At 39.5% G+C, this 12,812-nt stretch carries 12 protein-coding genes; all 12 read right to left on the bottom strand.

Annotated elements, in window-relative coordinates:
• Positions 1 to 166 precede the first annotated feature (166 nt).
• Positions 167 to 550, bottom strand: a complete 384-nt coding sequence (locus tag E6139_RS09930) for a DUF1149 family protein (protein ID WP_316402907.1) — start codon at positions 548 to 550, stop codon at positions 167 to 169.
• Positions 551 to 655: 105 nt separating this feature from the next.
• Positions 656 to 1,261 (bottom strand): HAD-IA family hydrolase, encoded by a 606-nt coding sequence (locus tag E6139_RS09925; protein ID WP_316402906.1) that lies wholly within the window; start codon positions 1,259 to 1,261, stop codon positions 656 to 658.
• 29 nt (positions 1,262 to 1,290) lie between these two features.
• Positions 1,291 to 1,959 (bottom strand): 2,3-diphosphoglycerate-dependent phosphoglycerate mutase, encoded by a 669-nt coding sequence (locus E6139_RS09920; protein ID WP_316402905.1) that lies wholly within the window; start codon positions 1,957 to 1,959, stop codon positions 1,291 to 1,293.
• Positions 1,960 to 2,009: 50 nt separating this feature from the next.
• On the bottom strand, positions 2,010 to 2,423 hold the full coding sequence (locus tag E6139_RS09915) for a hypothetical protein (RefSeq protein WP_316402904.1): 414 nt from the start codon (positions 2,421 to 2,423) through the stop codon (positions 2,010 to 2,012).
• A 22-nt stretch (positions 2,424 to 2,445) separates the two neighbouring features.
• Complete coding sequence (locus E6139_RS09910; protein ID WP_067625539.1) at positions 2,446 to 2,574, bottom strand: hypothetical protein; 129 nt, start codon at positions 2,572 to 2,574, stop codon at positions 2,446 to 2,448.
• Between the two features lie 2 nt (positions 2,575 to 2,576).
• Entirely contained in the window at positions 2,577 to 3,941 is a 1,365-nt protein-coding gene (rlmD, locus tag E6139_RS09905) for a 23S rRNA (uracil(1939)-C(5))-methyltransferase RlmD (RefSeq protein ID WP_316402903.1), read from the bottom strand.
• 145 nt (positions 3,942 to 4,086) lie between these two features.
• Positions 4,087 to 5,097, bottom strand: a complete 1,011-nt coding sequence (locus tag E6139_RS09900; RefSeq protein ID WP_316402902.1) for a diacylglycerol kinase — start codon at positions 5,095 to 5,097, stop codon at positions 4,087 to 4,089.
• 11 nt (positions 5,098 to 5,108) lie between these two features.
• A complete protein-coding gene (gene gatB / locus E6139_RS09895; RefSeq protein ID WP_316402901.1) occupies positions 5,109 to 6,539 on the bottom strand; it encodes an Asp-tRNA(Asn)/Glu-tRNA(Gln) amidotransferase subunit GatB in 1,431 nt (476 codons plus the stop codon).
• Complete coding sequence (gene gatA / locus E6139_RS09890; protein ID WP_316402900.1) at positions 6,539 to 8,008, bottom strand: Asp-tRNA(Asn)/Glu-tRNA(Gln) amidotransferase subunit GatA; 1,470 nt, start codon at positions 8,006 to 8,008, stop codon at positions 6,539 to 6,541. Before gatA ends, gatB begins: the two co-directional genes overlap by 1 nt.
• Positions 8,008 to 8,313, bottom strand: a complete 306-nt coding sequence (gene gatC / locus E6139_RS09885; RefSeq protein ID WP_316402899.1) for an Asp-tRNA(Asn)/Glu-tRNA(Gln) amidotransferase subunit GatC — start codon at positions 8,311 to 8,313, stop codon at positions 8,008 to 8,010. The genes gatA and gatC overlap by 1 nt, the downstream gene beginning before the upstream one ends.
• A 196-nt stretch (positions 8,314 to 8,509) precedes the next feature.
• On the bottom strand, positions 8,510 to 10,528 hold the full coding sequence (gene ligA / locus E6139_RS09880) for an NAD-dependent DNA ligase LigA (protein ID WP_316402965.1): 2,019 nt from the start codon (positions 10,526 to 10,528) through the stop codon (positions 8,510 to 8,512).
• A 27-nt stretch (positions 10,529 to 10,555) separates the two neighbouring features.
• Positions 10,556 to 12,808, bottom strand: a complete 2,253-nt coding sequence (gene pcrA / locus E6139_RS09875) for a DNA helicase PcrA (RefSeq protein ID WP_316402898.1) — start codon at positions 12,806 to 12,808, stop codon at positions 10,556 to 10,558.
• Positions 12,809 to 12,812 lie beyond the last annotated feature (4 nt).

The raw sequence follows: 12,812 nt of genomic DNA, 5'->3' as shown, positions 1-12,812 counted from the left end.
TGCGCGACCTAAATTTTAGTGACTATTAAAGTATAACCTAGAAAAAAATATCTGTCTTATGATTTGCATTGTTACATGGAAATTTTCATGAACACAACAAAAAATCCTCTAACCTGAAATTATCTAACAAAAAAAGTAAGATTTCTTCAAAATAGAGGATAAATAGTTAAATTGTATTAGAAGAAAAGTTGATTTTAACACCAGGTTTATCTAAAGCAATTTCCGTGATTTCATAAACCATTCGCTCAATTAATCTTAAAATTGGACGAATCATTTCATTCGCTTCAGCTTCTGTCAGATCATTTTGTTGTTTGACTTGACGCCCAATGACATGTATCACCTGAGAAAGCACACCGCCTATGATAAACTCTTCAAAAGGGAGAACGAACTCGATCCGTACACCCATGATGCTATTTTCGGCCGGATATCCCGGATCCACTGCTTCCAGTGGACTGAAATTGATCAGTAATTTTTGTTTTACTACTTTATCTTTTGGAGGAAGACCGTAATTAAATGATTCAACGACTTCCTGATCGCGTTCTAATTCCATCGCGCACCTCCTTGTTTAAAATAATTATTCTTAAAATACTAGTTAAATGATTCCCATAGCGGTCTTTCAGCCAACTATACCCTTATCACAATTATAGCTTTCTGCTCAGAAAATTTGTACCATTTCTTTTAAATTATTTATAAAATAAGTCGCCCTAATATCTTGCTTAAAATAATCTAAATCAAAAAAAACTGTTTGAACACCAGCGTTGTTTCCCGCCTCGATATCTAGCTTACGATCTCCTATCATAAGAGTCTGATTTGGATCAAGCTGATAATTATTCATAAAATGATCAATAGCTGCTGGGTTAGGCTTTCGTGGAAAATTTGAATCACTGCCGATAATGTCAACAATTAATGAATCTAATCCATCGCGTTTTAATAAATTCCAAGTCGAATCCACTGTGCGGTGAGTCAGAATAAAGTGCTGTCCGCCTTTTTCCTGCAATTTTTCCAAGGTCGCCTTCGTTTCTTCAAAAGGGAACGAATCTTTGTTTTGCTGCGCTTCAAAAGTGTGATACATTTGATCAAAATTTGGTACAGGCAATTGCCAATCAATGATCATCTGTCTGATTGACTCTGTTTTGATTTTTCGATAAACATCTCTTTCGCCTTTTTTGATGCCAAGTTCTTCAAAAGTTTTCATCAAAGCTTTTAGCATAATTGGGTACGTATCATATAAAGTACCGTCAAAATCCCAAATGTAATTCATAATAACCTCTCTATGTTTACATAATAATTTTATAAAATTTCTTTTTGAACAATCTTTAACTGCGGATTGAAAGTATAAATCATCGGCGTCGCATTAGGAATGTCAATCTGATCTACTTGATCAGTAGGGATACCTTCCAAAAATTGAACGAGTGCACGTAAACTATTTCCGTGTCCGCAAACTAAAACCGTTTTCCCATTTAGTAATTTCGGTGCAATTTGATCCTGCCATAATGGAATGACTCGTTGCGATGTCATATGTAAACTCTCTCCTGTTGGTATCAAACGCGAATCCAAATTATTATAGCGTCGATCAAAGTGATTTTCTTTTAATAACGGCGGTACTTCATCAAAGCCTCTCCGCCATTTTTTTACTTGATCGGCTCCAAAATGCTCTGCAATGATATCTTTGTTCTTTCCAACTAGCGCCCCGTAATGGCGTTCATTTAAACGCCACGTTTTGAACTCAGGGACAAAACTTGAATCTGTCTCCTGTAATATCATTTTAGCTGTTTTAATAGAGCGTTTCAGAACCGATTCGAACGCAACATCAATCAGTAAGCCAGCTTCCTTTATTTTTCTGCCGGCATTTCTAGCCTGATTAAGGCCTTTTTCTGTTAAATTCACATCTAGCCAACCGGTCCAATAGTTTTCAAAGTTTGCTTCACTCTCGCCGTGACGAACTAAAATCAACTTCATCTTCTCACCTTCTCGTTGTAAGGATATCAGAAAAAGCCTAGTTTTAAAAACTAGACCTTCTTAACGAATTGTGTATGACAATTTTTACAAGTCACTTTAATCTTTCCTCGACCTTTTGGTGCTCGCAGCTTTTGTTTACATTCAGGGCATTTGAAGTAACTATAGGTACCCTTTTTACCTTTGAAGAAATCCTTCATACGGGCGATCCACTGAATAAATTTTTGGTTTTCATTGCTTCGCGGATAAATCTTTTTTGAACAAAAACGATAAAGAACTAATGCAAAAGCCGCTAATGCCAAAATATTTCCGATGTAAAACGGAATCCAACGGTCAAGAATCATCATTACTGCCCATACGATCAACAAAGCTTTATTGATTTGATCAAATCTGCCATAACGTCCGCGCATCAAATGCGCATATTTTTGATAAAATTTCGTCAATCGCTGCATCCAAATATTTCCCAATGAAATCGTCCCTTTCTGCTGTTTACTTATTAAAAATCTTTGGTCCCTTGCGCATGTTTTTACGATCGTTTTTCGGCGTCTCCATCTTCTTTGAACGGCCGCCGCCTTGTTTCTTCTTGATCAATTCTAGCATTTTTTCTTTTTGGTTCATTTTTACACCGCCTTTACAAGTAGCGTTACTGATTCGACATGGTATGTTTGCGGAAATAGATCCACTGGCTGAACCTTCACAGCATGATAGCCAAGGTCTTCATATCTTCTCAAATCTCTGGCTAATGTCGCTGGATTACAAGAAATATACACGATTTTTTCAGGATTCACTGCTACTGAAGCTTCGACGAATTTTTCATCTAAACCTTTTCTCGGCGGATCAACAAAAATAACAGAAGGTTCGATGCCTTCACGTGCCCAGCGTGGCATAATTTTTTCAGCTTTGCCAACTTCATAATTGGCATTTTCAATCCCATTAGCCTTCGCATTTGCTTTCGCATCTTCAATTGCTTGCGGTACGATTTCTACACCATAAACATGTTTTACTTTTTCTGCAAGTGACAATCCGATTGTACCGATTCCGCAATAAGCATCAACAACGATATCTTCTGCATTCAGTTCAGCGAAATTGATTGCTGTTTGATACAACACTTCAGTTTGTTCTGTGTTGACTTGATAGAATGATTGAGGTGAGATTTGGTAAGTTTTGCCTAACAACGTGTCTTTAATCGTCGTTTTACCAAATAAAACTTTTTCTTCGCGACCTAGGATAACATTGGTTTTTTCAGGATTAATGTTTTGAATGACCGAAACAACTTCTGGCAATTCCGCTCTGATCAATTCAGCAATCTCCATTCCCTTAAAGAAGCGCTCTGTACGGGTTACCAAGATTACCATCATCTCATGGCTATAATGACCGCGGCGAATAATAATGTGGCGAATAAAGCCGGTGTTTTCACGTTCGTTATAAGCTTTGACTTTAAAACGTCGTAAAATATCACGTATCGCTATAATCGCTTGATCAATTTTTGAATCTTGAATCAAGTAATTTTCGATTGGTAATAAAACATGTGAGTTTTTACGATAAAAACCGGTCATTAATTGATCATCAACTTTTTGAACTGGAATCTGTGCTTTGTTTCGATATTCAAAAGGTTTTTTCATCCCTATAGTTGCCGCAACAGGCAAATCCGGCAACTTTGCAATTGTTTTGAGCACTTTTTCGACTTGTTGCTGTTTGAATCGTAATTGGTAATCATAAGTCATGTGACTTAAAGGTGCGATGCCGCTTCTTAATAGATCCAAGTCCTTCACATCTTTTCGCTCTGGATTTGCGTTAAAACGCTCGATCACTTTACCAAAGCCAAATTTTTTACCGACTTTGACCGCTTTGATCGACATTTCTTCTTCAGGTAAAGCATTTTCGATAAAGAGCGGGAATCCGTCGATATGAGCGACACCCATACCTTCGTGGGATAAGTCATCAATTGTGACGGTATATGTTTGATTCTTTTCTACTGTGGTCATGTTATTCTCCTTCAAGGCTGATTTATCTATTCTAATGAATTCTATTCGAAAAAGCAAGGTAACACCAGTGTTATCCCCTTAAGACTTCTGTAAGTTTTATTTCAAAAGAAAAACGTCTCTGTCTTTCAACAGAAACGTTCTAGTTTTAATCTTCTGAATCTTCATCTTGAATTTTTTCGTACTCTTTAACAAGTTCGATTCCAGCTTCACGTTTTTGATCATCTTGACCTAAAATCGCATCGTCATTGATCTCATCAGTATTCGCGTAGAATTCAATGTGTTGATGCAGATTCTCAAAGCGCATTGGAGCATCGCCGCCATATTCACCATCTAAATTGATCATCATTTTCTTATCAGTATCAATCAAACTTGCATCTAAAAAACTAGTCTTTACATATAAAACTTTTGAATCATTGACATGCTTTCCACCATTTAATACTAGTGTGATCAAGCGGACGATCTCAAAAAGATTTGCTGTTTTGACCACGATCAGTGAAAATTTTCCATCATCCAGTTTAGCGTCCGGTGCGATCGTTTCAAAACCGCCAATTGAATTCGTTAACCCCAAGAAAAACATCGAGGCATTCCCCTCATACTCACCGCCTTCATAAACTAGACGCATTTTTGTTGGCTTAATCCGTGGAAGCATCTCCGCACCTTTAGCTAAATAGGCTAAATAACCAAAAATACTTTTTAGTTCTGAGGGAACTTCATAAGTTAGCTCTGTCAATGAACCGCCAGCAGCGATATTAATAAAATACGTATCAGCTGCTTTCCCAATATCCATCTTAACTGTCTGCTGTTTTTGGATCACCTCAGCTGCTGCTTTGACATTATTGCGCGGCACTTTCAAAGCGCGGGCATAATCATTTGTGGTTCCCGCAGGAATAATCGCCATCTTAGGTCGCTTTTTCAAACCAGCGATCCCATTGACCACTTCATTAATTGTTCCATCCCCACCTGCCGCAACGACTAGTTCAAAACCAGCTTTTGCGGCACGAGTTGCTTCATTTTTGGCTGAATCAGGCTCAGGAGTTGTAGCAAAGGCACTTGCTTCATAACCTGCTTTTTCAATGGCATCTAAGATATCTGCCAAATTATTGCGCATGATCTCTTTTCCAGATACTGGATTATAAATCAGTCGTGCTTTTCTCATGTTCGAGCCCCTTACCGTTTCGCTAATTCCTCTTGAAGTAATTTGTTTACTACGCCAGGATTAGCCTTCCCTTTAGTCGCTTTCATAATTTGGCCAACTAAGAAACCAACAGCTCTTTCTTTACCGTTCTTGAAATCTTCAACAGACTGTTCATTATTATCTAACACTTCATTGATCATCGGAAGTAATTGAGCAGGGTCTGACAACTGAACAAGTCCTTTAGCTTCAACAACTTCTTTGGCATCTCCACCATTTTGAATCAATTCTCGGAAGACTTTCTTCGCAATTTTAGAGCTGATCGTACCGTCGGCAATCAGGGTGATCATGCCTGCTAAGTTGTTCGGAGTTAACTTAGTATCAGCTAATTCTAATTTTTCGCTGTTCAAATAGGCAGATACTTCACCCATCAACCAGTTAGAAGCTTGTTTTGCATCTGCGCCTTCCTTCAAGGTATCTTCAAAGAAGTCGGACATTTCACGGCTTAAGGTTAGGACCATCGAATCATATTCTGGTAAACCTAACTCATTCACATAGCGTTCACGACGTGCTGCCGGCATTTCTGGCAATGTTTCACGTACTTCATCAATCCATGCATCATCGATTTCAAAACGAGGAATATCTGGTTCCGGGAAGTAACGATAATCGCTTGAGCCTTCTTTGACACGCATCAAGATTGTTTTGTTTGTTCCTTCATCATAGCGGCGCGTTTCTTGCTGGATCGTTCCACCTGAAAGTAAAACTTTCGTTTGACGTTGTACTTCAAATGTTAAGCCTTTTTTTACGAAGCTAATGGAGTTCAAGTTCTTTAACTCGGTTTTTGTTCCGAATTCTTCTTGACCATACGGACGTAAAGAAATATTCGCGTCACAACGCATTGAGCCTTCTTCCATCTTCACATCACTGACTCCAGTAAATTGAACGATCGAGCGTAAGGCTTCTAAATAAGCATTGGCTTCTTCAGGCGAACGCATATCTGCTTCCGATACGATTTCAATTAATGGCGTTCCTTGGCGGTTTAAGTCGACATAAGAATAACCACCGATGCCGTGCATGTTTTTACCAGCATCTTCCTCTAAATGAACACGTTCAATTCGGATCTTTTTCTTTTTGCCGTTGACATCAATCTCGATCCAGCCATCATGTCCGATTGGTTCGTCAAATTGCGAGATTTGATAGGCTTTGGGATTATCTGGATAAAAATAGTTTTTGCGGTCAAAATGCATATTTTTAGAAATTTCACAATTTAAAGCTAGAGCTGCCTTCATTCCAAATTCGATCGCCGCTTTGTTCATAACTGGCAAAACGCCTGGGTAGCCCCAATCGATAATATTTGTATTCGTATTCGCTTCCGCACCAAAATGAGCGGGCGCAGGTGAAAAGATTTTAGAGTTTGTTTTTAATTCTACATGGACTTCAAGCCCAATGACTGTCTCTAAGTTCATTATTTGTCCCCCCCTAAAATCACTGGTTTTTGCTTATGGAAATCTGTTGCTTGTTCAAAAGCAAATGCTGCTTTGTACATCGTTGATTCATCAAAATGTTTTCCGATAATCTGTAGTCCAACTGGTAACCCTTCAGAGAAGCCGGCAGGAACAGACATTCCAGGTAATCCAGCCAAATTCACTGGAATCGTCAAGATATCATTTAAATACATTGTGATTGGATCATCGATGTTTTCACCAATACCAAAGGCAACAGTTGGTGATGTTGGACCAATGATCAAATCATAATCAGCAAAGACTTTATCGAAATCTTGCTTAATCAATGTCCGAACTTGTCCGGCTTTCTTGAAGTACGCATCATAATAGCCGGCAGAAAGTGAGAAGGTACCTAACATGATCCGGCGTTTTACTTCATCGCCGAAGCCTTCAGTCCGGGTATTTACATAAACATCTTCCAAGTTTTGAACATCTTCAGAACGGAAACCATAACGAATACCATCAAAACGCTGCAAGTTTGAGCTTGCTTCAGAAGAGGCGATGATGTAATACACTTCTACACCATATTTTGAGTGAGGCAAGCTAACTTCTTCAACTGTTGCACCCAAGGCTTTAAATGTGTCAACTGCTTTTGTAATTGCAGCTTTGACTCCTGGCTCAATTCCCTCAGCCATAAATTCTTTTGGTAATGCGATCTTCATTCCTTTGATATCGCCAGTTAAACCAGCTGCAAAATCAGGTACAGAAACTCCCGCAGAGGTGCCATCTTTTGGATCATATCCACTGATTGCATTTAGAGCTAAGGCATTATCCTTAACTGTTCGGGTAAATGGGCCAATTTGGTCTAATGATGATGCAAAAGCAATCAAGCCAAAACGAGATACGCGGCCATAAGTAGGTTTCAATCCAACAACGCCATTGAAAGCTGCAGGCTGGCGAATACTGCCCCCGGTATCACTACCTAAGGACACAGGAACTTCTCCTGCCGCTACTGCAGCAGCAGAGCCACCTGAAGAGCCACCGGGAACCTTCGTTTGGTCCCAAGCATTTTTTGTTTTCTTAAAGTATGATGTTTCGCTTGAACTTCCCATCGCAAACTCATCCATATTTAGTTTTCCGACAGGAATTAAATCTGAACTGTAAACCTTCTCCATGACGGTGGCATCATAAATAGGATCAAAGTTTGATAAGATTTTTGATGCAGCTGTTGTTAGAAGTCCTTTCGTAACGATGTTGTCTTTGATTCCGATTGGAATACCAGCCAACGCATTTTCTTCAGTGATTCCTTTTGCATCGATGGCTTTTGCCAATTCTAGCGCTTTTTCTTCATTCAAAGTGATGAAGGCATCGATATCTTTTTCAGTTTCTTTGATTCGGTCAAAGGTTTCGCTTGTTAGATCAGTCGCGGTAATTTCTTTTGAAACTAACAGGCTGTGTAGTTCTTCAATTGATTTATCATATAATTTTTCCATTATGCACCAGCCTCTCCATTGTCAATGATTGCCGGAACCTTGATGAAACCATCTTCACTTTCCGGAACATTTTTCATTAACTCGTCACGCGGCCAGCCTCCATCGGTTACATCTTCGCGCATGACGTTAATTGTTTCTAATACATTGGAAGTAAATGGCACGCCTTCTGTATCAACTTCCCCAAGTTGTTCGACCATGTCGATTATTTTGCCTAATTGATCTGTAAACCCAGTCAATTCATCATCTGAAAAAGAAAGCTTCGCAAGTTTCGCGACATGTTTCACTTGTTCTTCATTGATTGCCATAATATCCCTCTTTCTTTTGTCAATTTTCAATCATTTTATCATATCTCTGTTAGAATTCACGGGTTTTTCTTGAAATTTTTTGAAAAGTTGTTCAATTCAAACAATTTAATGAATAAACCCATTCTAGTAGACCTGACGCTTTTTTATAATACTCGTTCGTTAATCGAATCGTCAATATTCTTCTAGACAAAATTGCTTAATCTGTATGACTTTCTTCGATTGCTTGAATCATTTGTTTTTCATCCCAAACTTCTATACCCAAACTTTGTGCTTTTGTCAGCTTACTTCCGGCGTCTTCGCCAGCTACTACGATATCTGTCTTTTTAGAGACGCTGCCAGTTACTTTCCCGCCAAGATTTTGAATTTTCTCTTTAGCATCTTCCCGGGTATAGTCGACAAGTTTCCCAGTTAACACGACCGTTTTATCTTTGAACGGCGATTCGACTTCTGCTAACTGACTCGCTCGAATCCCCTTATATTCAAGATTTACACCACGATCTGCTAATTCTTGCATCAATTCGTGTACCTCTTCATTTTCGAAATACGTCACCAAGCTGTCTGCGATTGTTTCACCAATCGTATTCAGGCTGACGATTTCTTCTTTATCAGCCTTGCTTATAGCCTCAAGATTGCCAAAGTGTTCCGCTAAAATCCCTGCGGCTTTTGCACCAACATGACGGATACCAAGACCAAAGATCAGACGTTCAACCGAATTCCCACGACTGGCATCAATTGCCTGCAAAATATTTTCAGCAGACTTATCCTTGATCTTGTCTAAAGTCAACAGTTGCTCTTTATCCAATGAATATAAATCTGCAACATCTGAGACTAGTTTCTTATCGAACATTTGTGCTAATACTCGAGGACCTAAGCCTTCAATATTCATGGCATTTCGAGAAACGAAGTGGCTTAATCCCTCTTTGATCTGTGCCGGACATTTCGGATTAATACAGCGCAACGCAACTTCTTCATCCAAATGAACTAACTCGCTATCACAAATCGGACAATGGGTTGGTACTGGATACGGTTCGCTGTCTTTTGGACGCTTTTCCAGAATTACCTGTGCAACTTCCGGAATAATATCTCCAGCCTTATAAACTAAAATCGTGTCTTTCAATCGAATGTCTTTCTTTTCAATATAATCACTATTATGCAGACTAGCACGCCCAACTGTTGTTCCTGCTAAACGAACTGGCTCCATAATTGCTGTCGGTGTCAATACGCCTGTTCGCCCAATCGTCCAATCAATGTCCAGTAAGGTCGTCTGTGCTTCTTCAGGCGGAAATTTGTAAGCTGTAGCCCAGCGTGGCGCTTTCACGGTAAAGCCCAACTCGTCTTGTAAATCAAACTCATTCACCTTGATCACGATGCCATCGATTTCGTAAGACAATTGGTCTCTCGTTTCATGGAATTTTTCGATATATTCCCAAACTTCATCGATTGTCTCGCAGACCTGGTGTTCCGGATTCGTCCGAAAACCTAAGCGAGACATCTCATTCAGTGCGTGATCTTGAGTTGTTGATTCTAACGGACCAAAATCAGCTAATGTATACAAAAAAGTGCTCAAGTTTCTTTGTGCCGCGATACGTGTATCCAATTGTCGCAAACTTCCGGCTGCTGCATTACGGGGATTAGCAAAAACTTCTTTTCCGTCTTCTTCCCGCTGCTTATTTAACTTGATAAATGAAGCTTTCGGCATATAACATTCGCCCCGTACCTCGATAGTCAGAGGTTCTTTTAACCGCAATGGAATCGACTTCACGGTTTTCAAGTTTTCTGTGATATTTTCACCAACTGTTCCATCTCCGCGAGTCGCCCCTTGTACGAAGACCCCATTTTCATATTTTAATGAGATCGATAGTCCATCGATTTTTAATTCCACACAGTAAGAAACGGGATGTCCCACCGCTTTTTTGACCCTTTCGTCAAAAGCAATTAACTCTTCCTTACTGAAAACATCATTCAAACTGTATAAAGGAATATCATGCACAACTTTTTCAAAGCCTTCTAGTACTTTACCACCTACACGCTGTGTAGGTGATTCCGGTGTAATCAAGTCTGGATATTCTGTTTCGATTTCTACTAATTCTTGATATTTTTTATCATAAACAAAATCTTCCACCGAAGGTTGATCTTGTACGTAGTATTCGTAGGCGTATTGATTCAATTCATCGCGAAGCTGGGCTGAACGCTCTTCCGCTGCTTGAAAGGTCATTGGTTCCAAGAAGATCCCTCCTAGTTTTTATATTTTTTGAATTGGCGCAAAGGCCGCTAATAAACGCTTGACTCCTTGTTGTGGGAAAGCAATGTCTAGTTCAACATCCTTCGCGTTGCCGCTAACTTTTACTACTGTTCCAGTCCCCCATTTTTTATGTTGCACTTTATCACCTGGATTCCAGCTTTCATTTTCACCACCGGAAGCGGTTTTGTTCATTACTGGTTCTCGTGTAGCATGCTGATATTTTGGCTTCATCGCATTAGGATTTGTCTTGAACGGATTATTAAAGGAGGCAGCTTTGGGTTGTGGCTGCATTCCTACTGGATTCAATAAGCTTTCATCAATCTCCGCTACAAAACGAGATGGTTGATTGTATTGTGTTTTTCCATAAAGTGTTCGAGAAAAGGCGTTTGTTAAGTACAAGCTTTCTTCAGCACGAGTTATGCCAACATAAGCCAAACGACGCTCTTCCTCTAATTCGGCTTCTTCCATCAATGAACGAGACAGTGGAAAGATCTTTTCTTCCATCCCAATCAAGAAAACGATCGGAAATTCTAATCCCTTAGCCGCGTGTAACGTCATTAAAGTTACTTGTGCACTCTCTTCTTGATAATCATCCAAATCTGAAACAAGTGCCAAGTCATTTAAGAAGATCGCTAGTTTCTCTTCTGGGGCATTCGCCGCATCGTCTTCTTGTGCTTCGTTACGTTTGTCGAATTCCTTCGTTACTGTCCGGAATTCTTCCAAGTTTTCAAGACGTGATTCAGCTTCAAGCGTCCGTTGATTTTTTAATTCATCTAAATAACCCGTTCGCTCTAGTACTTGATCAACTAAATCTGTAACCGGTAAATATCCGATCATTTCTTGAAATTGCGTGATCATCGTACCGAATTCGCCAATCATCCGCCCCGCTTTACCGGAGATATTCGCAAGATCTACATTTTGCGCAGCCTCAACCATTGACCAATCGTGCATTGTTGCAAAATTTCGTAATTTTTCGACTGAAGCCGCTCCAATTCCGCGTTTTGGCGTATTAATCACGCGTTCGAAGCTGACACCATCTCGAGGATTATTAATAATATTCAAATAAGCGATAATGTCTTTTATTTCTTTACGGTCATAGAATTTATGTCCGCCGACCATTGTATAAGGAACATTCGATTTGACTAGTGTGTCTTCAATCACCCGTGATTGAGCATTCGTTCGATACAAAACAGCAAAATCATTATAGCTACGATTATTTGTTTGGATCTCTTCTGTAATTTTGCTGACAATGAACTGTGCTTCATCACGTTCGCTATCGGCACGATAGTAAGTAATCTGTTCTCCTGCTTGATTATCAGTCCAAAGATTCTTATCCCGACGATTGCTATTATTTTGGATGACTTGATTGGCAGCATCTAAAATACTTTTCGTCGAACGATAATTTTGTTCCAGCAAAATGACTGTTGCATCGTTATAGTCTTTTTCGAAATCTAAAATATTTTGCATATCCGCACCACGCCAGCCATAGATACTTTGATCCGCATCGCCGACAACACACAAATTACGGAACCGTGCCGCTAACATATTTACTAAGGTGTATTGGGCATGGTTAGTATCTTGATACTCATCGACGTGTAAGTAATGAAACTTATTCTGATAATAGGTCAGAACTTCTTCGTTATCTTCAAATAATCGAATCGTATTCATAATCAAATCATCGAAATCCATGCTTTGATTGTTTCGCAAGGCTTTTTGATAAGCATCGTAGCAACGTGCGACAATTTCTTCAAAAAAAGAACCTTGGCGATCGGCGTAAGTTTCTGGTGTAAGCAACTCATTTTTTGCATTGCTGATTGCTCCCAGAATCGAACGCGGATCATATTTTTTCGGATCAATGTTTAATTCTTTCAAGATTCGTTTCATTAGTGTCAATTGATCCGAACCATCCAAAATCGTAAAATTCCGATCATAACCGATTGCATCTACATCGCGGCGTAAAATACGAACACACATCGAATGGAAAGTGGAGACCCAAACATCTTCGCCACCTTGGCCTAGAATGCCGTTCACCCGCTCCTTCATTTCTCGTGCTGCCTTATTGGTAAAAGTGATTGCCAAAATATTCCATGGATTCACATTTTTTTCTTCTATTAAATAAGCAATTCGATGGGTCAAGACTCGTGTCTTTCCACTTCCTGCTCCCGCCATAATCAATAACGGTCCTTCTGTATGAAGCACCGCTTCTTTTTGTTTAGGGTTTAGTCCTGCTAACAACTCCTGTTTGTTTGGCATGCAA

It is taken from the genome of Enterococcus sp. (assembly GCF_032555305.1).
Classification (GTDB): Bacteria; Bacillota; Bacilli; order Lactobacillales; family Enterococcaceae; genus Enterococcus_A.
This window is presented reverse-complemented; position numbering and strand designations above follow the sequence as displayed.

What these genes read in the sequence shown, in the direction of transcription:
- pcrA (WP_316402898.1), bottom strand. Translation starts at nt 12,808, where the DNA reads ATGCCAAACAAACAGGAGTTGTTAGCAGGACTAAACCCTAAACAAAAA.
- E6139_RS09900 (WP_316402902.1), bottom strand. Translation starts at nt 5,097, where the DNA reads ATGAGAAAAGCACGACTGATTTATAATCCAGTATCTGGAAAAGAGATC.
- E6139_RS09910 (WP_067625539.1), bottom strand. Translation starts at nt 2,574, where the DNA reads ATGAACCAAAAAGAAAAAATGCTAGAATTGATCAAGAAGAAACAAGGC.
- E6139_RS09930 (WP_316402907.1), bottom strand. Translation starts at nt 550, where the DNA reads ATGGAATTAGAACGCGATCAGGAAGTCGTTGAATCATTTAATTACGGT.
- rlmD (WP_316402903.1), bottom strand. Translation starts at nt 3,941, where the DNA reads ATGACCACAGTAGAAAAGAATCAAACATATACCGTCACAATTGATGAC.
- ligA (WP_316402965.1), bottom strand. Translation starts at nt 10,528, where the DNA reads ATGACCTTTCAAGCAGCGGAAGAGCGTTCAGCCCAGCTTCGCGATGAA.
- E6139_RS09925 (WP_316402906.1), bottom strand. Translation starts at nt 1,261, where the DNA reads ATGAATTACATTTGGGATTTTGACGGTACTTTATATGATACGTACCCA.
- gatA (WP_316402900.1), bottom strand. Translation starts at nt 8,008, where the DNA reads ATGGAAAAATTATATGATAAATCAATTGAAGAACTACACAGCCTGTTA.
- gatB (WP_316402901.1), bottom strand. Translation starts at nt 6,539, where the DNA reads ATGAACTTAGAGACAGTCATTGGGCTTGAAGTCCATGTAGAATTAAAA.
- E6139_RS09920 (WP_316402905.1), bottom strand. Translation starts at nt 1,959, where the DNA reads ATGAAGTTGATTTTAGTTCGTCACGGCGAGAGTGAAGCAAACTTTGAA.
- gatC (WP_316402899.1), bottom strand. Translation starts at nt 8,313, where the DNA reads ATGGCAATCAATGAAGAACAAGTGAAACATGTCGCGAAACTTGCGAAG.